The 24,049-nt window shown below is 48.6% G+C and carries 14 protein-coding genes; 8 read left to right on the forward strand and 6 right to left on the reverse strand.

The window, feature by feature from the left end; genetic code table 11:
- Window positions 1-64: 64 nt before the first annotated feature.
- Genes GC130_RS11265 through GC130_RS11275 form a run of 3 tightly spaced genes read left to right on the forward strand, consistent with a single transcriptional unit; the run spans window position 65 to window position 11,341 of the window.
- Complete coding sequence (locus tag GC130_RS11265; protein ID WP_151998402.1) at window positions 65-3,628, forward strand: tail fiber domain-containing protein; 3,564 nt, start codon at window positions 65-67, stop codon at window positions 3,626-3,628.
- 53 nt (window positions 3,629-3,681) lie between these two features.
- A complete protein-coding gene (locus GC130_RS11270; protein WP_193217835.1) occupies window positions 3,682-8,619 on the forward strand; it encodes a fibronectin type III domain-containing protein in 4,938 nt (1,645 codons plus the stop codon).
- A gap of 22 nt (window positions 8,620-8,641) precedes the next feature.
- Window positions 8,642-11,341, forward strand: a complete 2,700-nt coding sequence (locus GC130_RS11275) for a T9SS type A sorting domain-containing protein (RefSeq protein ID WP_151998404.1) — start codon at window positions 8,642-8,644, stop codon at window positions 11,339-11,341.
- Window positions 11,342-11,412: 71 nt separating this feature from the next.
- Here GC130_RS11275 and ilvA read toward each other — a convergent pair whose 3' ends face one another.
- From ilvA to ilvD, 5 genes are all read right to left on the reverse strand, one after another.
- Window positions 11,413-12,675 carry a threonine ammonia-lyase gene (ilvA, locus tag GC130_RS11280; RefSeq protein WP_151998405.1) on the reverse strand — a complete coding sequence of 421 codons (1,263 nt, stop codon included), beginning with the start codon at window positions 12,673-12,675 and terminating at the stop codon, window positions 11,413-11,415.
- A 74-nt stretch (window positions 12,676-12,749) separates the two neighbouring features.
- Window positions 12,750-13,793, reverse strand: coding sequence for a ketol-acid reductoisomerase (ilvC, locus tag GC130_RS11285; protein WP_151998406.1), 1,044 nt, complete (start codon window positions 13,791-13,793; stop codon window positions 12,750-12,752).
- Between the two features lie 44 nt (window positions 13,794-13,837).
- Window positions 13,838-14,422, reverse strand: coding sequence for an acetolactate synthase small subunit (gene ilvN, locus GC130_RS11290; protein ID WP_151998407.1), 585 nt, complete (start codon window positions 14,420-14,422; stop codon window positions 13,838-13,840).
- Window positions 14,423-14,434: 12 nt separating this feature from the next.
- Window positions 14,435-16,168, reverse strand: coding sequence for a biosynthetic-type acetolactate synthase large subunit (gene ilvB, locus GC130_RS11295; RefSeq protein WP_151998408.1), 1,734 nt, complete (start codon window positions 16,166-16,168; stop codon window positions 14,435-14,437).
- A gap of 10 nt (window positions 16,169-16,178) precedes the next feature.
- Window positions 16,179-17,855, reverse strand: a complete 1,677-nt coding sequence (gene ilvD, locus GC130_RS11300; RefSeq protein ID WP_151998409.1) for a dihydroxy-acid dehydratase — start codon at window positions 17,853-17,855, stop codon at window positions 16,179-16,181.
- 295 nt (window positions 17,856-18,150) lie between these two features.
- On the opposite strand from ilvD, the gene GC130_RS11305 reads away from it, so the two are divergent.
- Complete coding sequence (locus GC130_RS11305; RefSeq protein ID WP_193217836.1) at window positions 18,151-19,212, forward strand: tetratricopeptide repeat protein; 1,062 nt, start codon at window positions 18,151-18,153, stop codon at window positions 19,210-19,212.
- A gap of 7 nt (window positions 19,213-19,219) precedes the next feature.
- Here the strand turns inward: GC130_RS11305 and GC130_RS11310 are convergent, their stop codons facing one another.
- Window positions 19,220-19,930 (reverse strand): hypothetical protein, encoded by a 711-nt coding sequence (locus GC130_RS11310; RefSeq protein ID WP_151998411.1) that lies wholly within the window; start codon window positions 19,928-19,930, stop codon window positions 19,220-19,222.
- A 76-nt stretch (window positions 19,931-20,006) separates the two neighbouring features.
- Here GC130_RS11310 and GC130_RS11315 point away from each other — a divergent pair, with 76 nt between their 5' ends.
- From GC130_RS11315 to GC130_RS11330, 4 genes are all read left to right on the forward strand, one after another.
- The gene (locus GC130_RS11315) at window positions 20,007-20,645 is read left to right on the forward strand and encodes a CoA pyrophosphatase (RefSeq protein WP_151998412.1); all 639 of its coding nucleotides are present in this window, start codon (window positions 20,007-20,009) and stop codon (window positions 20,643-20,645) included.
- A gap of 33 nt (window positions 20,646-20,678) precedes the next feature.
- Window positions 20,679-21,932, forward strand: coding sequence for a DUF819 domain-containing protein (locus tag GC130_RS11320; protein ID WP_151998413.1), 1,254 nt, complete (start codon window positions 20,679-20,681; stop codon window positions 21,930-21,932).
- Between the two features lie 206 nt (window positions 21,933-22,138).
- Window positions 22,139-22,405, forward strand: a complete 267-nt coding sequence (locus tag GC130_RS11325; RefSeq protein ID WP_151998414.1) for a UPF0175 family protein — start codon at window positions 22,139-22,141, stop codon at window positions 22,403-22,405.
- A gap of 3 nt (window positions 22,406-22,408) precedes the next feature.
- Window positions 22,409-22,894, forward strand: coding sequence for a DUF3368 domain-containing protein (locus GC130_RS11330; RefSeq protein WP_151998415.1), 486 nt, complete (start codon window positions 22,409-22,411; stop codon window positions 22,892-22,894).
- Window positions 22,895-24,049: the final 1,155 nt, after the last annotated feature.

Below are 24,049 nucleotides of genomic sequence, written 5' to 3' on the forward strand. Positions count from 1 at the left end.
GACTACCCCGTTGACCTTCAACTACTTTTATAAGGTGTTTTATTTGCAACCAACAGATCACTTTATGAAAGCCCTTGTAACAACATTAACAATCACCCTAATCTCATTTGTGGCCTTCTCGCAGAAGCTTCCCTTTCAGGGACAGCTGATTGAAAACGGGACACCTGTGACAGGTACCAGAGATTTTGTTTTCAATATACCAGACGGAGTTGGCGGATCTTTGTGGACAGAAACTCACATTGGTGTACAGGTTCAGGATGGACTTTATTCACTTGTGTTAGGCGACGTTGCGACTCTGCCTGATCAGTTGTTTTCGGATGTGAGTGAAAGAACCCTGGAAATTACCGTAGGGGCGACAAGTTTATCTCCTATTACTCTCTATGCAGGTATTAAGGAGTGGAAGTTCACGAAGGAAATGGACGGAAGTACTGATCGACCTGCGATTTTGGGTGAAATATCGGGCCCAGCGAGTAATTGGGCAGCCATAGAGGGATATGCCAGCACCGACGGAGACAATTACGGTGTATACGGTCAGGGAGAGGGAACTGGAAAAGTAAACGCTGGCCTTTATGGTTATGGTCTTGGTGCGGGTGACGGGTCAGTTACCGACTTTCAAGGCACATTTGGCTCTTACAATTACGGAGCGATAGGAATAGCAAAAGACAACCTCAATGGAAATATTGGTGTTTGGGGAAAGGCTACAGGAAATGCAGGGGCGGCGGACAACATAGGCGTAGTTGGCTGGAGTGAAATTTCAGGTGGGGTAGAGAATAGAGGAGTGCTCGGTTGGGCCAAGGGTACAGGAGTCAACAAAGGACTAGTAGGCATGGCAACTGGTGGTTCAGAAAATTGGGCAGGTTGGTTTGATGGCGATGTGAAGATTTCTGGTACTCTTCATGGACAAAATTTAGGGTCTATCAATCCCAATGGTGCTGGTTCGGGACAACCGGATTGGAGGGTTTTTGTTGCCCCCAACTATTACGACGGCAACTTCGATAATGGACTGGTAGCCATCTATGGTCCTCGTGATGATGGCGAAGGAAGAAGGGCCTCATTGGGTTCTTATGGGCCAAATTCCGCCACCTCTTATGGACAGCTGGAGCTCCATGGATACCAGGGACAGCCAAAAGCAATCCTTTCTGGCAGCAACCAGGCCGGCAATTTGAAAATGAAGGATGACGACGGAACAGAAACGGTTGTTTTGGACGCCGGAAATGGAAGCTTAACGCTTAGAAATGCCGATGGCAGTCAGTCGTACATGATCGATTACAATGGCGTGGCGGGAAATGGCCACTATTCAGTCGATCAGAACAGTTCGACAAGCGAAGAGATTACTGCCCTGAAGGCAGAAGTATCAGGAACGGGAGTTTGGGATGGGCAGGGTGCCGGAATTACAGAATACAGCGGAATATTAGGTATTGGTAGTGCTGCTGAGGGTGGAAACGCTGGTGTGAGAGGTATTGCCAATGTTTCAGCCAATTCCGCTAGCTTCCATTATGGCGTGTATGGCATCTCCAGGTCTACTGAGGCGAATAGTACTGCGGTAATCTACGGGTTAAGAGGTGAGGCACTTGGTCAATCAAGCTTTAGCGTTGGTGTTAGGGGAATTTCTAATAATTCAGCAGCTGGAGGCGCCAATTTTGGCGGTGATTTTTCCGCAAACGATAACCCGGGACAAAATGTCGGCCTACGAGGAAGAGCCCAGGGCGACGGAGCACAAACAAGCGAAAATATAGGTGTATCAGGTGTTTCTACGTCCAACAACTCTGCGAAAAATATTGGTGTGTATGGCACTGCTTCTAGCGCCTCGGGGGAAAACTGGGCAGGATTTTTTGAAGGAGACGTGAAGGTAACCGGCACACTTTCTGTCGATGGGCAGGGGGGGAGCATTTCTGCTACGGGTATCAATCAGGACTATGGGAATTTTGGAGAAAAGAATTGGGAGACAGGTCTTCAGGGCTACCTTGACCTTCGTGGCGATGCCGAAGCAGGAAAAGACAATATTAGAATCGCTTTGGGAGTGGAAAAAGCAGGATCAGAAACAGTTGGCAGCTTTTCCCTATTTGGCCCGGTGTACAATGATGTGAATTGCACTACTTGTCCAAGGAGCTTCGTTTCTGCCTATCTCTCAAACGATCCCGGCGGAAATGCACCCACTGAATGGTCGGGCAATTTTCAGCTGAGTGGGCAGGAGTCTCCTAACGTTATCATTGGTGGTCAAAACTACCAGGACAGCGATTTGGGACATTTATCACTGTTTGGCAACAAGCCTGACGGAAACGGCTGGTTTTACAGCCATGCAGGCCTACAGGTCAATCAGGACGGGAGCCAGGAATGGGGCTCTTTGCGACTGGAGGCTAACGATGGAGTGAGCAACGTGGAAATAGGGGCCAAATCCTGGGAGGATCCCACGAATGGGGCGGGCAGACCTTACTTCCGCATGCGGGGTAATACGCCGGATCAGGACTTGGTATGGATGGAAGTAGCCGACGATGGGTTGGGCAATGAATTGGGTGCGGTCAGTTTTAACGGTACCGATGGAGCTAATCTTAGAATTGATGCCAATGGGCTGAGCGGCGACATTAAGAATATCCATATGAAAAGAGCCACCCTGCAAAGCCAATGGGGCAATGATGGTCAGGGAGCACTGGACTTGAGAGATGCCAATGATCAATCTCGTGCGCTGATATCAGTAAGTGACGACGGCGCTGCCAATTACACGGGTTCTATGTATTTGTCTCACAGTGCCAACGGAAGTTTTGTCGACCTCAATGCCCAATGGGGTATCCGATCTACTGGTTTGATAGCGGTAGCACAAAGCAGTACTCCTGGTAATAACTCGATTGAAATGGGTGACAACGGGGATGCTGGCTTCCTGAATATTAATAATACCAACAACGAAAATGAAATAACCCTCAATGGACTTGATGGAAGTATCAACGTTAAGAATGGACTTGTAAATGTCGCAACTGGCGAAAACAACGGAAACACCAGTGGGACAGTCAACTTAGGGGCTACGTCTGCGGGTCACGGTCTAAGGATGTATGGTGGCTATGACTTTGATAGCGATGGCAATGTAAGAAGCCATATCGCACTTGACGGCCCTGGAAGCTACGTGTATCTGTGGGGGGATGGAAGTGTAAACGCCAGCAACAGTGTGAGCGCTGAAGGAGATATGTTTGCAACAAATTTCAATACAACTTCAGATGGTCGTTTGAAGGAGAATATAACGCCGATCGAGCACTCGCTGGCAAACACACTTAAACTACGTGGTGTATCTTACAACTGGCTAGACAAATCCAAATCTCAAAGCAGACAAATCGGCGTGATCGCTCAGGAGGTAGAGGAAGTATATCCCGAGTTTGTGCACACCAACGAAGAGGGCATGAAGTCGGTGAATTACTCACAAATGGTTGCCGTGCTTATCGAAGCCATCAAAGAGCTGAATACTCAGATCGAAACACTGAAGACCGAGAATGCATCGCTAAAAACGGAGCTGGCGACAGCAAAGAATAACGAAAAACGAATAACCGAGCTGGAAGCCAGCGTCAAATCGCTGGTGAACCTGCTGCAGGCACCTTCCAAACAGTCGGATGAAAACAGCATATCACTAGGGAAACAAGAGTAGTCATTCAACTACCTAATCCACTCAATCAAGTTGGACTTAAAAACTGAATGACTATGAAACGAAACTTAAGATATTATTTACTGCTGGCGTGCACTGTTCTCCTTTACGAGGGAGCACAGGCCCAGCTGGTGCAGACGAGCCAAACAACGTCGAATGGCGGTGGCAGTTCAACTGGCACCAATATCCAGCATTTTGGGGTAGCAGGCCAGTCTGTAGCGGGTGGTGCTTCAGGTGGCAACTATCAAATGAATATTGGCTTTATTCATACCATTATCAATGACGCTTTTCCCCAGGCACCATCCGACTTTCTGGTATTGCCTTTGAGTGAGACGTCACTTTACATTAGCTGGATTGACAACGCAAGCAATGAAACTCACTATGCGCTGGAAAGATCAACTTCGGATGATTTCACGACTGATTTAGTAGGCATTCCTGTCGGTGCCAATGGCACTGAATACACTAATACTGGCCTCACTCCAGACACCTACTACTTTTACAGGCTGAAAGCTGTGGGAGCCAGTGAGGAGTCTGATTATGTGTATGATGGAACTTCCACTTTCTCCGGGACGCTTGATAATCGATGGGCCTGGGCAAGCAGCCTTTATTCGCCCTCTTACGGCCGAACCGTTGCCAACGACAACAATGGCAATACCTTCGTGGGTGGCCGGGTAGAGGCCGACCTGTACGTTGGTGCCGAAAGCTGGGTGGTAGCAGGAGGCAGCGATGGCTTTGTCATCAAATATGATGCGGACGGAAATATCGTGTGGGGCCGACAACTATTGTCCACTGGTAATGCATCGGTGGAGGAGGTAAAGGTTGATGCTAATGGCGTGTTGTACGTCAGTGGTTATTTTAGCGGAGCGCTTACCATTCCCAACGGTCCAACCTTCAACGCTCTGGGTAGCAATGACGGATTCTTGCTGAAAATGGATGCCGATGGGCAGTTGATCTGGGCGAAAGCTTTGGGAGGCTCGCTCGACGACCTCATCACCTCACATGCTTTTGATGGTAGCGGAAATATCCACCTTCTATACAGTTCAGCTAGCACAAACGGTACTTTTGGAGGTAGCGCTCTCAATGCTGGCCTTCATCTGGTGACAATATCACCCAATGGAAATTTTGTGCGTACCAAACCCGTGTCAGCAGATGCTGGCGTTACGGGCAACGACCTCGCCGTGGACGCACAGGGGAATGTGTACGTGGTCGGTAGCTTCTCAGCATCGCCCACAATTGGTGGCACATCATTGTCATCGACCGGACTAAGCGACATCTTCTATTCAAAATTCAATAATTCCGGGGATCCACTATGGGTCAAACACGCATCGACAGATCAGGCTGATCAGGCATACGCCGTAGCCACGAGCGGCAGCAGTGTATATGTCGGTGGCTTCTTCGATGGTGCAAGTTTATCTGTGCCTTCCGGGGCGGCTTCCAGCTCAGGAGGCCGGGAAGGGTTCCTTCTGGCGGTAGCATCGGTTGATGGTGCCACTCAGTGGGTGCGTTCAATGGGCGGTGCAGGAAGCGATGGCGTTTTGGCCATGGCGACAGGCAGCTCCGGGCAGATCGTCGTCAGTGGTTTTATGGGGATTGATCAAATGTTATTCCCACCGTCGGCTGAGACTTTGAGTAACGGTTTTGGATTCTTTGCTCACTACGATGCCTCTGGAGCAGTCCTTCGGGTAGACAAGGTGGAAGGTAAGTCTAATTATCTGGTGTCGAATCGTGCTGTTTCAGTTTTTGAGAACAACCTCTACGCCACCGGCCGCTTTTTGGGAGCTGCTGAGTTTGGCCAGCTTAGCACGTTGCAGGCTGGCACGGGAACATCGATGTTTGTTGGCAAATACAAGTATCAGGAAATATGTGATACGCCCGTATCGTTCACTGTTTCGAATGTTACTTCCACCACAGCTGACTTAAGCTGGAATATAGCTCAGTACCCTGCCGGAGATGCGCTCACTTATAAAATCCGTTACAAACCACTGGGTACGCTCACATGGGAAGAGGTAATTCAAGGGGGAACCTCCCTTCAACTTACTGCTCTTGAGCCTGGTGTGCAGTACCTTGTTCAAGTGAACATGACATGTACTGGGTCTGAGGTGCTGACGTCGGCTTATACGGATGTGGAATCGTTCACCACATTGGGTACACCTGCTTGTGAAGTGCCTGTGATAGCGAGCGATGTGAGCATCAGTGATACTGAGCAGGACATTACATGGAATAATACGGGGGCTGTGACCTACGATGTTCGTTACAGGCTAAAAGGAACTACTATCTGGACAACCACTACAGGGCTTGTTTCTGCGAGTGCGAGTCTCACTGGCCTGCAGGCTGGTATGGCGTATCAGATACAGGTAAGAGGAGTTTGTGCGGCTGTTCAGACCCTGTATTCATCCGTATATGAGTTTACTACTTCGGGAGCTGTAAGTTGCCCGGTGCCAGCGGGCATGTCGGTTTCGGGCATAACTGCTTCGTCTGCTACAGTTTCCTGGACAGACCAATCGGCTGAGTCATACGAAATCAGGTACAAGCCCAATGGTACAGCTATTTGGACGACAGCTACAGCAGTTACGGCGAGCATCGATTTGACCGACCTGGAGCCCGGCACTGCCTATGTGTACATGCTCAAGGCTGTCTGCAATTCGAGTTCGGGGCTGAGTTCAGTCTACACAACTGTCAATCAGTTTACTACCACGGGTGCACCAAGTTGTGTGACCCCGGTTGGGTTGAGTGCTACAGTGACTACCAATACCGCAGACTTGAGCTGGACTGCCAGCACAGGAGCAGTAGCTTACGATATTCGTTACCGTGTGCAGGGCACTACGGTTTGGAGCTATTTACAGAGTCCAACAAACAGTAAGCAATTGACAGGGCTTAGTGGAGGTACTTCCTACCAGGTGCAGGCCAGATCGGTTTGTACCCTTGATGGTACGTTTGTGTCTGTTTATTCGACCACCTACATCTTCACCACACAGGGTGCGGCTGCATGTACCACTCCTGGGGGTTTGGCAGCTACCCCAGGCACAGCCGATGCGAGTTTGACGTGGGCGGCTCAGGGAGGCGCTTTCAGCTATCAGGTACGCTACAGGTTGGAGGGAACTAACACATGGAGCTATCAAACCACCGCAACTAATTCCTTGAACATCAGTTCACTGGTGAGTGGAATGCCCTATATGTGGACCGTAAGAACCATTTGTAATGCGGAGGGTACCCTTGCTTCGCCTTTTGCTTCCACAGCGTTTTTTGAAACGACTGGCGTTGTTTCATGTGAAGTGCCGACCAGCCTGTCAGTATCAGCTATAACCGATCAGACGGCCAGCCTGACCTGGAGCGATGTCGGTGCGACATCCTACCAAATTCGCTACCGAATCGCCGGAACACCCATATGGACGATGGTTCCGATTGTCAGTCCTTCCTACGTCCTCACCGGCCTTGAGTCAGGCATGCCTTATCAGGTGCAGGTCAAGGCAATTTGTGCCGTAGATGGAAGTATTCAGAGTCTGTTTAGCTCATTGGTTTCATTCGAAACCTCTGGGACCGTTAGCTGTGAAATTCCTGTTAACCTTGCTGCTTCCAATATTACGTCCAGCTCAGCCACGGTTTCATGGACCACTGTGGCAGAAGCAGCCAGTGGCTACGGGTTGAGGTATCGGGTGAAAGGAACCAGTTTGTGGACGCTCGTTACAACCGCAACAAATAGTTACAATCTCACAGGGCTCGAGCCAGGCATGCCTTATCAGTTCTCTGTGAAATCAAACTGTAGCACCAACCCTGTGCTGTCGTCGGTATACTCTGTGCCGGCAGAGTTCACCACCGATGGCTTACCAAGTTGCGATGTACCGTCCGGTTTTAACGTTAGCGCTGCTGATACAGATGCAGAGATAACCTGGGCTAACCTTGGTTCCTTGAGTTATGATGTCCGGTTCAGAGTGAGCGGGTCTACCATCTGGACAAACCTGAATGTTGGCACGAACGCTATCAGCCTTGGGTCGCTTCAAACCGGCACCAATTATCAATTTCAGGTGCGTTCTGTTTGTGCAGCCAATGGCTCACTGAAATCGTTGTACTCGGGTGTGGAATTTTTCACCACCACCGGCACAGTGTCATGTGAATCGCCAACTGGCGTCGCAGCGTCGGCCATCACCGACACGGGCGCTCAGGTTACCTGGACTGTTGCTGCGGGTGTAGATCAATATGACGTTCGTTATCGAGTAAAAGGTACTACCATTTGGACACAGGTGCTTGCAGGTACCGCTTCGGTAAGCCTGTCTGGCTTGTCGTCGGGTATGCCATACCAGGTAAGGGTGAGAACACTTTGTGCTCCGGATAACAGCCTGGTGTCCCCGTATTCTTCCATAATGGAGTTTAGTACTACTGGTGCCACGGCATGTGCGGTTCCAACCGGTTTAACAGTTGGCATCACCGAGCAGACCACCGCCGATTTGTCGTGGGAGGCCGCCAGCGGTGCCCTGAGTTATGAAGTTTTGTACCGCAAGCAGGGCGACATTATCTGGACGGCGGCAACTTCAGCCACTGCATCGATAAGCCTGTCAGGACTGACTTCGCTGGCCACCTACCAGTGGAAAGTGCGTACAATTTGCTCAGGTGATAATTCGTTGCGCAGCCAGTTCTCGTCAGTGTCTACTTTCCAAACCATTGCCGAACCAGGTGCCAGGGTAGCTGAAGAAGATGATACTGAGATAGCCATGGGACTTGAAGAAGTTCTTGCAGCTATTGAATTGGTGATTTATCCAAACCCATCACCTGATCAGGTGTTTTTCCGGCTTATACCACCGCAAAGTGACTACTTCTCTTTGTCGGTGTTTAACCTTGCCGGGCAGGAGGTACAACACCTGTTTGACGGGTGGCTCGAAGGAGAAGAGCAGGCTGAGTTCGTCTGGCAGGGGAGGGATCGACCTTCTGGCATCTATGTCTTTAAGCTTTCGAATGGCAAAGGACTGGAAATTAGCAGGAGAATCATTCTGACCCACTAATCTAACCCAAACTACTACTACGATGAGTTCGATATACAAACCAACGATATGGAGTACTCTTGCCTTTTTGCTGCTGCTGGCTCCCTTTTTGGCTACTTCCGCAGGCAATGAGATTACCCTGGAAAGTTATGTAACCACCGACACTGATGGGGATGGGCTGACGGATGATGATGAGATCAATATATACAACACTGATCCTGAACTTGCCGACACCGATGACGATGGGTTGAATGACGGAGATGAGGTAAATCTTTACGGCTCTGACCCAACTTTGAAGGACACAGATGATGATGGGCTGGAAGATGGCGAGGAAATAAATACCTACGGTTCTGATCCTACTCTATCAGATTCCGACGGCGATGGCCTGAATGATTTTGAGGAGGTGAACACTTATGGTACCGACCCGACACTTTCAGATTCTGACGATGACGGCCTCAGTGATTATGACGAAATCAATTCCTATGGCAGTGACCCTACCCTCAAAGACTCCGATGATGACGGTCTTGAAGATGGCGATGAAGTGAACGTGTATGGTTCCGACCCGACGCTGAAGGATTCTGACGATGACGGTCTGGAGGATGGCGATGAAGTAAATACATATGGCAGTGACCCGACGCTTACCGATTCAGATGGAGACGAAATTAGTGACTATGACGAAGTCATTACATACGGTACTGATCCCACGCTTTCGGATAGCGATAATGATGGGTTAAATGATTATGAGGAACTAATCACTTATAGCACCGATCCTTTGCTATCCGATACCGATGGTGATGGCCTCAGCGACGGTGATGAAGTGAATGTTTATGGTACTGACCCACTGGTGAAGGATACTGATGAGGACAGCCTCGAGGATGGAGAAGAAGTGAACGATTATGAGTCCGATCCGAACCTGGCCGACACCGACGACGATGGCTGCGACGACGGACAGGAAGTGGCGCAGAACAGCAATATTCTGGTTGCTGACTCAGATGTGGATGGTGATGGCTACAAGAAGTGCGACGGAGATTGTGACGACAACGACGGCACTATCAATCCGGCTACAGTTTGGTATGCCGATGCGGACGGTGACGGATATGGCACAGATACAGACACAAAAACGCAGTGTACGCAGCCCACCGGTTATGTTCGGGTAAGTGGCGACTGTAACGATAATGATGCAAACATTAAACCGACAACCATTTGGTACCAGGACAGCGACGGTGACGGCTACGGCAACTCCGCCGTTAGTCTTACACAATGTGCTGCTCCTGCCGGGTATGTGGCGAACGCTGACGACTGTGACGATACCAAAGAAACTATTAAACCAACAACTGTTTGGTATGCCGATGCCGACGGGGATGGCTATGGAGACGAAGGTGTGACGAAAACCCAATGTACTCAGCCAGCTGGATACATCATAACAGCAGGTGATTGCGACGACAGCCAGGAAGCTATCAATCCGACGACTGTATGGTACGCTGATGCCGATGGTGATGGGTTCGGATTGGAAACCGATAAAAAGACACAGTGCACAAAACCTGAGGGATATGTGCTCGTGACAGGCGATTGTGACGACGCCAAGGCGGATGTTAATCCCAATACACTGTGGTACAAAGATGCCGATGGAGATGGATTTGGTGATGCGGCCACCACGTCAAAATCATGTAGCAAGCCGGAGGGGTTTGTGGCCGACGCCACAGACTGCAACGACACTGACAAGGACGTTTACCCCAGCGCTCCCGCTTTGCCTGATGGCAAAGACAACAACTGCGACGGATCAATTGATAAGTTATCCCAAACGATTACAATTGCTGCGATAGATAATAAGACATTTGGCGATGCTGTTTTCGAAGTAACCGCCACATCCAGTGCCGGACTGGCCGTAGCGCTTACTGTAACGGGGCCTGCTACTATTTCCGGAAATGTGGTGACTATCACGGGGGCTGGCGAGCTCGTCATAGACGCAGTACAGGCGGGGAATGATGGCTACACCGCAGCGGATGCGTCGGTCACTATACAAGTGGCAAAGGCCAGCCAAACGATTAGCTTTACAGCGCTGCAAGATGTGAACCTGGAGGGGGGCACCCTTACCCTTGAGGCTTCGTCGTCCAGTGGGTTGCCAATCACTTTTTCTGTCGAAGGTGACGCAAGCCTTGAAGGTAATACCGTAACCCTGCTGGGTGCCGGTCCACTAACAATTTCGGCCAGCCAGCCTGGCAATGGCAATTACAACGCCGCCACCGCTGCTACCCAGTCGATTTGTGTTAACCCTGCCTTGCCAGTGATTACTGTCGCTTCTAAAGGAAAAAGCTTATCAACCGCTTTGGTAACCGGCGCTATTTACACCTGGTTCAGAGATGGACAGGAATTGCCTACCGAAGGAAATAACCTTCCCAATCAGGAGAGTGGCGTATTTAAAGTGATGGTGGATGTGGGTGGATGTACCAGTACCTCGGCGGAAGTGAATGTGACGATAACGGGTATTAACCAGGCTTATCTCAGCAATATCATCGTTTATCCTAACCCTGCGACAGAACGGATTTCGCTGAAGTCACTGGACGAAGTATTCAGTTCGGTAAAAACGGTGCAAATATCGAATGTCTCAGGAAGCTTGGTGAAGGAACTGGAGCTGAGAGTTGATGAGAATTCGATTGAATTAGCTGACTTACCGGCTGGCGTTTACTATTTGCGGGTGTTCGACAGCAAGGTTCGAAAAGACTTTAGGTTCATTAAACAATAGATTTCTGCAACAACGCAAAGGCCCGGGTTCGGGCCTTTTTTTGGCTCTGGCATACGCCAAAATGCCCCCAATCAAACCAGCATCCCAAACAGCTCGGGCTTGTTGTTGAGCAGCTGGTAGTTGATGTTATAGGCCTTCATTCTATCGAGCAGGCTTTGGAAGTCGTTCCGATCTTTTAGCTCTATTCCGATCATGGCCGGGCCGTTTTCACGGGCTGTCTTTTTGGTGTACTCGAAAAGTATGATGTCATCATTCGGCCCCAACACATTGACAAGAAACTCTTTAAGAGCTCCAGCTCTCTGTGGGAATTTAACGATAAAATAGTGCCTCAAGCCTTCGTACAGCATTGACCGTTCTTTGATCTCTGCCATTCGGATGATATCGTTGTTGCCGCCGCTGACTATGGCAACGACGGTTTTCCCTTTGATTTGATCAGCTACCATGTCAAGCGCCGCCGTGGTTAATGCGCCGGCTGGTTCTACAATGATGCCTTCGTTGTTGTAAAGCTCCAGCAGGGTGGTACAAACTTTGCCTTCCGGTACCAGCACCACCTCACTTAACACCTCTTTGCAAATCTCCAGATTGCGCTTACCCACGCTTTGCACAGCGGCGCCATCCACAAACTTGTCTATACTTTCCAGTGTCACTACATGTCCTGCTTCCAGTGACTTCTTCATGGCTGGTGCTCCCAGTGGCTCTGCACCAATAATTTTTGTCTTTGGGCTCAATGCCTTGAAATAGCTTCCCACACCGGCGGAAAGTCCGCCGCCGCCAATGGGAACAAGCAGGTAGTCGATGGGTTCGGAAATTTCGTCCAGTATTTCCACCGCCACTGTGCCCTGGCCTTCTATTACTTTTTCGTCATCAAAGGGAGGAACAAAGGTGCCGCCAGCGGCTTCACAGTCTTTAACGGCCTGGGAGTTGGCGTCGTCAAACGTGTCGCCGATCAAAATTACTTCAACGAACTCTTTTCCGAACATCCGCACCCTGTCGATCTTCTGACTGGTCGTGGGTGTGGGCATGTAAATCTTGCCGTGAATCTTTTGATGGAAGCATGCATAGGCTACGCCCTGAGCATGATTGCCTGCGCTGGCACAGAAGATGCCGTTGGCTCTTTGCTGATCCGACAGCGAAGCAATTTTGTTAAAGGCGCCTCTAATCTTATAAGAACGAACGATGTTAAGGTCTTCCCGCTTCAGGTAGATCCTGGCACCATGTTTTTCAGAAAGCTGCTGATTGAATTGCAGCGGGGTGGGGGGCACAACGTCTTTGAGCGTGATTTTGGCCTGTAGGATTTTATCTACAGCAACGAGAGGAGATTGCATGGAAGACATTGGCGGAGATAAATGTATCAAGTAATCGGTAATCAGTAATCGGTGTCACCTGATTACTGATTACCATTTACTATTTACTGTTTCGGACGGAGCTTGCGCACCTGAGCGCCTGCCTGCCACATTTCTGAATCGTGAAGTTCAGCTAGTTCTACTTCTAATTTAGCACGGTAGTCCGGTTGGCGGTTCGCTTCGATCGTGATACGAGCTTCGTTACCTGTAGCAACGCTTTCGTACAAATCGTCGAACACAGGAGCTACAGCATCACGGAACCTGTTTTTCCAGTCAAGTGCACCACGTTGAGCAGTCGTAGAGCAGTTGGCGTACATCCAGTCCATACCGTTTTCGGCTACAAGCTTGATAAGGGACTCAGTCAGTTCTTCCACTGTCTCATTGAAAGATTCTGATGGTGAGTGTCCTTTTTTGCGAAGCAGCGTGTATTGTGCTTCCAAAATTCCAGCCAGAGCGCCCATAAGCGTGCCTCTTTCGCCAGTAAGATCAGAGAATACTTCTTTTCTGAAATCAGTTTCGAACAGGTAGCCTGATCCTACGCCAATACCAAGGGCAATAGCGTTTTCTCTTGCTTTGCCAGATGCGTTCTGATGAACAGCAAAGCTGGAGTTCAAGCCTTTTCCTTCAAGGAACAGACGGCGAAGGCTGGTGCCAGATCCTTTAGGTGCTACAAGGATCACATCAATATCAGCGTCAGGAACAATGCCAGTCTGCTCTTTGTAAGTGATGCCGAAGCCGTGAGAAAAATATAAAGTCTTGCCTTTTTTCAAATGCTTTTTCACTGTTGGCCAAAGCGCAATTTGTCCGGCATCAGAAAGTAAGAACTGAAGGATGGTGCCTTTTTCGCAGGCCTCTTCCAATTCAAATAGTGTCTTGCCAGGTACCCAGCCGTCTTTCACCGCTTTGTCCCATGTTTTCGAATCTTTACGCTGGCCAACGATAACGTTGAAACCATTGTCTCTCAGGTTGAGTGCCTGTCCAGGACCTTGTACTCCATATCCCAGTACGGCTATGGTTTCGTTTTTAAGGACTTCTCTGGCTTTTTCTAAAGGAAATTCTTCTCTGGTTACTACTTCCTCTTCTACGCCTCCAAAGTTGATCTTTGCCATTTTCTTGTGTTTTCTTATTAAAATTAGGATTTACATTATGACCGCTATTGTAACAATAGGTTGGTTTTTATTTCTTCCAATTCCTTGATAAAGGTTTCGGTTTTTCTTTTGCTCATCGAGATAGCCACACGACCCGACCTCACAAACTCCAGAACACCATAGGGTTCCAGCTTCTTGAAAAGGTCAGAGGTTTCGTCTTTGTGGCCAGTTTTTTCGAGCACAATATAGTCTTCTTCTATGACAAGTATTCGTGCTCCGTTGTCTCTGACAAGTTTTTCAATCTTGTTACCCCCCATGAAAATCTTGGTTGGAACTTTGTACAGGGCAATCTCCTGATAATGCACCTGGTCTTCTTCGTAAAGAAATGCTCCAAGTACATCCACCAGCTTTCTGATCTGTTTTACTACCTTCTCTGCCTGCTCCCTCGTGCTATGCACCACTATGGTGAAGCGGCTCACACCAGCTACCTCTGTCGTTGAGACGTTCAGGCTGCTGATATTGATTTTCCTGCGGGAAAATATGATGGTAATATGGTTCAGGAGTCCCGATTTGTCTTCTGTCAGGACAGACATAGTGAAGAGTCTTTCAGGATCCTGCCCGTTTTGTTCGTTATATAATGACTGTGACATAATACTGCTCTTTTACTCTAAACGAATGTTTGAAACTGAATCACCAGAGGGAACCATAGGGAACACGTTTTCTTCCTGCTCCACTACTACCTCCAGAAAGTAGGGGCCATCGGTGCTCAGCATTTTGTCGATAGCAGATGAAAGGTCGCCTCTGTCTACTACTTTTTGACATGGAATGCCATAGCCTTCAGCAATCAGCTGAAAATTAGGGTTCACCATTTCAGTAGATGAGTACCGCTTGCCATGGAACAACTGCTGCCACTGGCGCACCATGCCAAGGAAGTTGTTGTTGAGTACCACGATTTTCACGCCAATATTGTACTGGAAGATGGTGCCCAGTTCTTGGATGGTCATCTGGAAGCCCCCGTCACCAATCACGGCAATCACCGGCCTGTCTGGTTTGCCAAGCTTGGCGCCAATAGCGGCCGGAAGACAAAAGCCCATGGTGCCCAATCCGCCCGATGTTACGTTGCTGTCGGTTTCGTTGAAGCCATAGTACCTGGTGGCGACCATCTGGTGCTGCCCAACGTCAGTAACCAAAATCGCCTTTCCCTTTGTTTTTTCGTTGAAAAGCCTGATTACTTCACCCATTTTCACTTCGCCGCTTGTTGGGTAAAGATCCTTTTGGATGACTTTTTCATGCTCCAACTTGTCGCATTCTTTGAATTCCGCCATCCAGCTTTTGTGCTCTGCCTTTTTGATCTTCGGAATCAATGATTTGATCGCCGCTTTTGCATCAGCATTGATTGCCACTGTGGTCTTTACATTTTTATCAATCTCTGAAGGATCGATTTCAATATGAATCACTTTGGCTTGCCGTGCATATTTTTTCAAGTCGCCTGTTACCCGGTCGTCGAACCGCATACCGATCGCAATCAGCACGTCACACTCATTGGTTTTGATGTTGGGGCCATAATTGCCATGCATGCCCAGGTATCCAACGTACTGCGGATGATCCGTAGAAAGCGCCGAAAGCCCCAGAAGAGTCGATGCTGCCGGGATATCGCCTTTGATCAGGAATTCGCTAAGCGCTTCCTGTGCGTGTGAAATTAAAACACCGTGGCCAACAAGGCAGAATGGTTTCTTCGCACTGTTGATGATTTCAGCGGCTTCTTCCACCTTGCTTTCATCCAATACAGGGTAGGGATGATAGCTGCGGATCTTGGTGCACTTTTCGTAAGAGAAGTCCACCATCGCAAACTGTGCATCTTTGGTAATGTCGATTAACACAGGGCCGGGCCTGCCAGTGTTGGCAATATAAAATGCCCGGGCAATAGCCCCCGGTATTTCCTCGGCTTTGGTTACCTGATAATTCCATTTTGTTACAGGCATAGAAATGCCAATCACATCGGTTTCCTGAAAAGCATCAGTTCCCAGCAAATGAGAAGGAACCTGACCTGTGATACAGACCATTGGGGTTGAGTCAATCTGAGCATCAGCAATGCCGGTAATCAGATTGGTAGCTCCGGGCCCGGAAGTAGCGAAACAGACACCCGTTCTGCCAGTGACCCTGGCATAACCCTGAGCGGCATGGGCAGCTCCCTGCTCATGGCGGGTCAGGTAATGGGTGAGCTTGTCTTGGTAGCCATACAAAGCATCGTAGATCGGCATAATGGCTCCTCCGGGATATCCGAAAATGGAGTCAACGCCCTCTTCGAGCAGGCACATAAGCAATGCTTCTGAACCTGATACTCTGATGGTCTTTTTGGGTTGCTTTTTTTCAACCGCTAATGTCGAGGTGTTCATACTACGTTCATTAAAGGTCTGTAACACAGCCTTGTGAGGCTGAGCTTACTGAGTTAATATATTTCTTCAATATTCCTTTCGTGGCTTTGTAAGCAGGTTTTACCCATGCTTTTCTTCTCGCTGCCAGCTCTTCGTCCGAAAGTTTCACTTCCAGCAAATTATTCGTTGCGTCAATGCGGATAATGTCTCCATTTTTGATCAGTGCCAAAGGCCCGCCTTCCTGCGATTCAGGGGTAATATGCCCCACCACGAATCCGTGCGACCCGCCTGAGAATCTTCCGTCGGTGATCAGCGCCACGTCTTTGCCCAGCCCGGCACCCATGACGGCACCTGTCGGCTTCAGCATCTCAGGCATGCCTGGTGCGCCTTTCGGTCCCGACTGACGAATGACGATTACCTCACCTTTTTTAACTTCTTTACCAATACCGTCGATGGCAGCAAACTCATCTTCATAGATCCTTGCAGGGCCCTCGAACACTTCTCCCTCTTTGCCGGTGATTTTCGCCACAGCGCCTTCGGGGGCCAGGTTGCCATATAAAATCTGCAGGTGGCCTGTTTTTTTGATCGGCTTATCAAAAGAATAGATAAGATCCTGTCCCGATTGAAGATCAGCAATTTCTTCCAGGTTCTCGGCTAGCGTCTTTCCGGTTACAGTCATGCAGTCGCCATAGAGGTAACCTTCTCTCAAGAGAATCTTCAATACACCTGGTACACCGCCTATTTTGTGCAGGTCTTCCATCAGGTATTTTCCGCTTGGTTTCAGGTCGGCGAGGAAAGGTGTCTTGTCACTGATCCTTTGGAAGTCGTCAAGTGAGAGCTCCACGTCTGCCGCTTTGGCCATGGCCAGCAGGTGAAGCACTGCGTTCGTAGACCCGCCCAACACCATTACAGTTGTGATGGCATTTTCGAATGCCTTCTTGGTCATGATATCTGACGGAAGAATGTTCTTTTCCATCAGGTTACGAATAGCCGCACCCACTTTTTGAATCTCGTTTACCTTTGGGTTGCCTTCAGCAGGGTTTGATGAACTATAAGGTAAGCTCATACCCATTGCCTCGATAGCCGATGCCATGGTGTTGGCTGTGTACATACCGCCACAGGCACCAGGGCCGGGAATAGAGTTTTGAATAATGCCTTTGTAGTCCTCGTCCGACATGTTGCCGCCGAGGCGCTGACCATAAGCCTCAAATGCTGAGACGATGTTCAAGTCTTCGCCCTTCCATTTGCCCGGGCGAACAGAGCCTCCGTAGACCATGATGCTGGGTCTGTTCAGTCGGGACATGCCCATAATGGCACCCGGCATATTTTTGTCGCAGCCTACCACTGCCACCAGGGCGTCGTAAAACTGTGCCTGGCTAACTACCTCTATAGAATCTGCAATAACATCCCTGGAGATCAGAGAGTACTTCATGCCAGTTGTTCCATTGGACATGCCGTCACTCACACCTATTGTATTGAAGATGAGCCCTACAAGGTCGGCTTCTTTTACGCTTTTCTTTACCTGGTGGGCCAGAATATTGAGGTGCATATTGCAGGGGTTGCCCTCAAAGCCAGTGCTCACGATACCCACCTGCGCTTTTTTCAGATCTTCCTCCGTAAGTCCAAGGGCGTAAAGCTGCGCCTGAGAGCCCGGCTGACTCGGATCCTGGGTGATTGTCTTACTGTGTTTGTTTAATTCTGTTGACATGAGCTGAAACAATTAAAAAAGGGCCATTCTCTGTAATGAGAATGGCCCTTTTTGTGCTTAGTTTTAACGCTCCATTCTCACGACCGACATCCAACGATGACGACAATGACACGGACGTTAATGATAAGCGAGGATAACATAAATCTTTTCTTTCTGTTACTTGTGCCACAAACCTATGGCAGAAAATTTTATCTGGCAACAAAAAAGAAGAATTTTGTTTTTCGGCAAAGGGCTTAGCCCATTGTTAGTTTGGTTTTTTTCACAATATATTTCAAAAAAAGAGGTACTTAAAAGAATGAACATTATAAAATTTACATTTTCAGGAAGTTTTTTTGATAAATTATTAAAATTCAGCATTCTCATTGCCGTCATCGCTTTTATCACGTCGTGTGGTGCGGAAAGGAAGAAAAACGACAGAGACAGGTTCTTTCTGTTGGGCAATGAGGCACTGAAGGGGAACGATAATAAGGAGGCCATCCGGCTTTACACTGAAGCGTTGGCACTTGACAACGACTATGCCGATGCTTTCAATAACAGAGGCATTGCGCACATGAAGAGGGGAGATGCTGCTTCTGCCTTGCTCGACTTCAATCAGGCCATTCTCATTGATGCCGAAAACCTCTCCTATGTATGGAACAGGGCTGAGGCCTATGCCGGTGCCAACCGGTACGACAAGGCCATCAACGACATCACTGTAGTAAGAAAGGCCTTCCCCGATTCGGCCAGGGTTTATTTCTCGGAAGGCGTCATTCATTTTCAGTTCAAAGAGTACCAGCAGGCGGAAGCCGCCTTCACGGAGTCGCTGATGAGGGACAACAGCAATGGTGAGGCCTATATCAACCGGGGCACCGTCAGGTATTATTTAAACAAGCTCGATTCGGCACAATCGGATTTGGAAGAAGGGCTCCTGTCTCACTCGGAGGAGGGCAATGCGTGGAACACCCTGGCGATGGTAGCGTCGGCGAAGGGCAACAATGCCAAGGGTCTTGACCTGATTAATAAAGCTATTGACATTTCACCCAACGAAGCCTACTTTCTGAACAACCGGGGATATGTTTACTTACAGCTCGATAGTTTGGAAAAGGCGGTGGAGGATATTGACGCCAGCTTGCTGCGGGATCCGCAGAACGCCTGGGCTTACCGGAACAAGGGGATATACTACTACAAGGCAGGCAACTTTGAGGAGGCCCTTCGGTTGCTGACAAGGGCTGAGTCCATGGACAGCCAAATGACCGAAGTTCACCTGTGGCTGGGAAAAGCTTATTTGGCAGTAGGCAACAAAGTCAAGGCTTGCGAGGTGCTAAGTGAGGCCGGGCCAGCGCCCGAAGCCTTGAAACTGATAACTGACAACTGCTAACCAATAACTATTTCTTCAACTTCCTCACCAGTTTATTCATGGCAATGAGGTGGCTGAACAATACCGCAGGCACAATGAAAACAGGCAGCCAGATAAAAGGAAACTGAAGCAATCCAATATTGGGCTGGTCAAAAGAGAAAACCTGAGTAATGTACGGCGCCGACAGCACGCCTCTGATCACCACATTGAACAGGAGCCCTAAGGCTGCCAGGTTCCAAATAAAGATCACGAACCGGTGCCTGCCGACAGTGGGATTGAGGAAGTGAGCCACGAAGGGAGCGGTGATGCCTGACAGAATATCCCAGTTGCCACCTTCGAAGGTCATCATTTCAGGCACCAGCCCCTGCCTGTACAGCCACCAAAGCACGATCTCAACCGGAATTCGGATAATGTGCAGGTAGGTGAGGGTGAACAGCGGGATTCGAAAAAGAAAACGCCTGGAAACGCCAAAAGCCACCAGCCCGATCACGGTGATTAAGGGAGGCAGAACGCCAAAAATCATTCTGGGAGGCACTTCCTCGTAAGCCTGGAAAAAACCGGAGTAGGCGAGGTAGCCTGTGATCCCCAGCCAAACAGTTATGGTGAAGCCGGTCAGCCACTGGAGCCGAATTCTTTTGGAGTGGCGGCTAAATCCAATAGCAAAAAGGAGGAACAGAAAAAGGGAAAAAGTAGTTAGAAAAAATACGATATAAATCCTTAGCGGGAGGTCGGGGTCCATTTCATCGTTTGACGTTGACAAACGAATTTAGCAAATTCCTCGTAAAGCAAAATTCTATGATAGATTATCTTTGGGTATGTGGGAGTTGAATGAAGAGTTTCAGGCGAGGCTGTCGGACAGGCTGAAGGCACCTTTGCCAGGTGTCGACGCACAAATTCGGATGTCGCCCACGCCCATCAACCAGGAGCGGTTTGCATTCAAAGAAAGGCCGGATGCGAAGGCGGGAGCCGTGCTGATCCTGTTTCATCCGGGAACGGGTGGTATTCACTTTCCGTTGATTCAGCGGCCTGAATACCCTGGTGCCCACAGTGGTCAGGTGAGCTTTCCGGGCGGCAAGTACGAGAAAAGCGACAGAGACCTGCTGCATACTGCTTTGAGAGAAGCCGAAGAAGAAGTGGGAGCCAACCCCAGTGAAATTACAGTAATGGGCACCATGTCCGAACTTTATATCCCCGCCAGCAACTTCAAAGTGCTGCCTGTCATAGGGATCAGTTTTTCAACGCCCCGATTTGTGCCAGAGGAAAAAGAAGTAGCTCAAATATTATCAGCCGACGTAGGGAACTTGATGAAGCAGGAAATTGCGGTGAAGGACATGATCGTTGGCCCTAATATAAAAATCAGGTCGCCATTTTTTACTGTCGAAGACAGGGTAGTGTGGGGAGCTACCGCCATGATGCTGGGTGAGTTGCTTCAAATTTTGGAGGATATAAGGTAATTGGGCATATTGGGAGTTGATTAAAAGGCTCCCATGGAAGAAACTACCGCACCTCTTATCACCAACGACGCAGTCGTATTCGGTATACTCATTGTGATACTGGCAGCCGTATTTGGTACGGCCTCCAGCAAGCACACCGGCTGGCAGAAGTTCTACTCCATTGTGCCTACCGTTCTCCTTTGTTATTTCATTCCATCCATACTCAATTCCATGGGCATCATATCGGGTGCTCACAGCAAGCTGTACTTTGTGGCTTCCCGTTACCTGCTTCCCGCTAGTTTAGTCTTGCTCACTGTGTCGGTAGACCTCAAAGAGATCATGAAGCTGGGGCCAAAGGCGTTGATAATGTTTTTTGCAGGCACGGTCGGTATTATGCTTGGCGGGCCGCTGGCGATACTGCTATTTTCAGTTGTTGCACCCGAGGTGGTGACTGGCACCCCCGGGCAGGAAGTGTGGAGAGGCATGACGGCCATAGCCGGTAGCTGGATTGGCGGTGGAGCCAACCAAACGGCCATGAGAGAAGTGTTTGGCGTGGGAGGGGAGATGTTTTCTACCATGGTGACTGTCGATATTCTAATCGGGAATCTGTGGTTAGCATTTCTGCTGTATGGCACAGGACGAGCTGAAAAGATCGACAAGTTTCTGAAGTCGGACACCTCCGCCATTGAAGAGGTAAAAAAGAAAATAGAGACTTACCGCCTCAGCATCATGCGGGTGCCCAACATGTCGGACACACTGATGATATTGGCCGTAGGTTTTGGGGTGACAGGCCTGTCTCACTTCGGTGCCGACATCATTGCGCCGTGGATAGGGGAGAACTTTCCTGGGCTGGAGGAGTACAGCCTTACTTCCGGCTTCTTCTGGATAGTGGTGATTGCCACTACACTGGGTTTGTTGCTGTCCTTCACCAAGGCACGAAATCTTGAAGGAGCTGGTGCCTCCAGGCTTGGAAGTGTCTTTCTTTACATTCTGGTAGCCACTATTGGCATGGAAATGAACCTGCTGGCCATTTTCGAAAACCCGGGACTATTTCTTGTAGGCTTTGTCTGGATATTGTTCCACATCACCATCATGCTGGTGGTGGCCAAGTTGATCAAGGCCCCATTCTTCTTTGTGGCAGTGGGCAGTCAGGCCAATGTGGGTGGTGCCGCTTCAGCGCCCATTGTGGCTTCAGCGTTTAATCCCTCGCTGGCGCCGGTGGGCGTGCTGCTGGCCGTGCTGGGCTATGCGGCGGGCACTTACGGGGCTTACTTGTGTGGGCTGATGATGCAGGCGGTGGCGCCTTAGGTTCTTGCCCAATTTTTATTGGCACGCAAAAGCGCTAAGTCGCAAAGAAAAGAGAAGGCTGAACCCACGGCGAAGAAGCCAGCCAACTATGTGTGGGTGTTACGGCCTAGCAGCTATTTTGAGGTGAATTTCTGAGCCCAATAGGCGTCGTGTTCTTCAGTAATATTAAAATAAAGGTCGTATTTTTGAATAAAAAGACCCCGGCCATGAAAAATGTAACGATACCTGTAGAAATTCCTTCTGATATTATGTTGGCGCTGAACGAATCTGAGGAAGAGTTGAAAGACCATTTACAGGTGGCCGTGGCAATCATGCTTTTTCATGAAGGAAAGTTAACCATCGGAAAAGCTATTCAATTGTCGGGCTTAACTCGTTACGAGTTTGAAAAATCTCTCGCTAAAAGCAATTTGCCTGTCTCGAATCCAAGTATTGAGCAAGTGATGGCAGATCTTGAGACGATCAAAAAGCTGTAGCCAGTGAAAGTAGTTGTGGCAGATACCGGGGCCATCATTTCTCTTGTGCCACTTGGTTTAATTGAAAGTGTTTTTGGTGATTATTTCATTGCGGAAGCCGTGTGGCAGGAATTACAGGTCTACGACAATCCAGGCTTTGATCGCAGCGTATTAAAGGACATTGAAAAGAGGGTCATAAAAATAAAGTCAACGAATCACCTGTCAATGGTGATGGATTTCGGAGAATCGGAGTCTGTCATTTTATACGAAGAATTAAAAGCAGATTTTTTGCTCATCGACGACAATAAGAAGGCAAGGGCTATCGCCGAGTTGCTGAATGTAAAGTGCATTGGATCTATTGGGTTACTGATGCAGGCCAAGCTAAATGGAAGCATTGTTGAGCTGCGACCAATTTTTCAAAAATGGATTTCTTCAGGGAGGTTTTTCTCAAAGAAGCTTCTGAATACAGTGCTGACTGAAATTGGAGAAAATACCCTTGGCGAATGGTGACAGCAGCAAGCTATTGTCGAGGAGGAGTTGCAGCAGACTAGCCCGTAAAACTTTTTAAGACAAATCGTCGCTATTTTGCTCTGCTCATTCCAGCCTCCCAGCCTTCTTTTGCAGCTTGTTTGGTGCCTTCCCAATCATATATCGATTCTATGATTAACATAGTAAACAAGCCGACGACGAAAAAATAATATCTCTTTTGGTGATTTTCATAGATGAAAAATATAATGAAGAGACCTTATTTCATAGATTGAGTCGCCCGTTCTGGTTCACCAGCAAAGCCTCTTCGAAAATTTTCCCAATCGTAAGCAAGCACGATCAAAAACATAAAAAGCATTCCAAATAGAAAAACTCTGATATCCCTGGCTGTTACTTTCATATTGAGGTAGTTGGTTGAGTGTAGTCAAATATACTTCCAAAAAGTGTTGAATTCAACGCTAAAAGACATTTTTTCTTACCAGACTGGAGGCCGTTTCCCATTGAGGCTTCAATGGATTCTTACCGAAGGTTCAATGAACTCCCACTGAAGCTTCAACCAGCTCTCACTGAAGCTTCAATGGAAACTGGTTGAAGCTTCGACTGCAAACGAAACAAGCTTGTTCCGTTAACAGATCAAGCTTGAAGATCAAGCAATGGAAGCTTCAATGAAGTGCCGCACAACCTTCAGCCGAAAACGGTACTGCCTTCCACTATACTTCGCCGAAGCTTTGAGCGAAATGGAGCATGCCATGGGTAAACTGATCAGGAGAGAAGCCTGTTTTTTTTGTCATTGCTTTTGATGCTAGCTTCTTTTTAGTCTTTATCATCTAAAAATATAAGGTGTATATAAAGAGTAGGTTGGATATATCCGACTATATTGTAGGTATAAACCAGGATGTTGGGTTTATTCAATTATTGTGCTTCATTAAATGAACGAAATGCAAAAAGAGCTTTGGAGAAATAGATGGTTCAGTTGTATTAACCCGGAATTGTCATTAGGAATTAGGACGGAGCAAAAGGCCAGTTGAAATTTTGGGACTCTGTCCAGATTCCTTCAATCCATTTTCTTCGTTTCATTGCCAGAGAAAGGTTGAGTATTTTCTGACTGCCGGATTTGGTTATATAGCCCCCAATAGCAAAGATTTTATACCTGAGTGTTTTGAGTTGATGGAGCTTGTC

It is taken from the genome of Imperialibacter sp. EC-SDR9, from assembly GCF_902498805.1.
Taxonomy (GTDB): domain Bacteria; phylum Bacteroidota; class Bacteroidia; order Cytophagales; family Cyclobacteriaceae; genus Imperialibacter.

Coding starts and splice junctions, on each gene's coding strand:
- GC130_RS11265 (WP_151998402.1), top strand. CDS start 65: ATGAAAGCCCTTGTAACAACATTAACAATCACCCTAATCTCATTTGTG.
- GC130_RS11270 (WP_193217835.1), top strand. CDS start 3,682: ATGAAACGAAACTTAAGATATTATTTACTGCTGGCGTGCACTGTTCTC.
- GC130_RS11275 (WP_151998404.1), top strand. CDS start 8,642: ATGAGTTCGATATACAAACCAACGATATGGAGTACTCTTGCCTTTTTG.
- ilvA (WP_151998405.1), bottom strand. CDS start 12,675: ATGTCTTCCATGCAATCTCCTCTCGTTGCTGTAGATAAAATCCTACAG.
- ilvC (WP_151998406.1), bottom strand. CDS start 13,793: ATGGCAAAGATCAACTTTGGAGGCGTAGAAGAGGAAGTAGTAACCAGA.
- ilvN (WP_151998407.1), bottom strand. CDS start 14,422: ATGTCACAGTCATTATATAACGAACAAAACGGGCAGGATCCTGAAAGA.
- ilvB (WP_151998408.1), bottom strand. CDS start 16,168: ATGAACACCTCGACATTAGCGGTTGAAAAAAAGCAACCCAAAAAGACC.
- ilvD (WP_151998409.1), bottom strand. CDS start 17,855: ATGTCAACAGAATTAAACAAACACAGTAAGACAATCACCCAGGATCCG.
- GC130_RS11305 (WP_193217836.1), top strand. CDS start 18,151: ATGAACATTATAAAATTTACATTTTCAGGAAGTTTTTTTGATAAATTA.
- GC130_RS11310 (WP_151998411.1), bottom strand. CDS start 19,930: ATGGACCCCGACCTCCCGCTAAGGATTTATATCGTATTTTTTCTAACT.
- GC130_RS11315 (WP_151998412.1), top strand. CDS start 20,007: ATGTGGGAGTTGAATGAAGAGTTTCAGGCGAGGCTGTCGGACAGGCTG.
- GC130_RS11320 (WP_151998413.1), top strand. CDS start 20,679: ATGGAAGAAACTACCGCACCTCTTATCACCAACGACGCAGTCGTATTC.
- GC130_RS11325 (WP_151998414.1), top strand. CDS start 22,139: ATGAAAAATGTAACGATACCTGTAGAAATTCCTTCTGATATTATGTTG.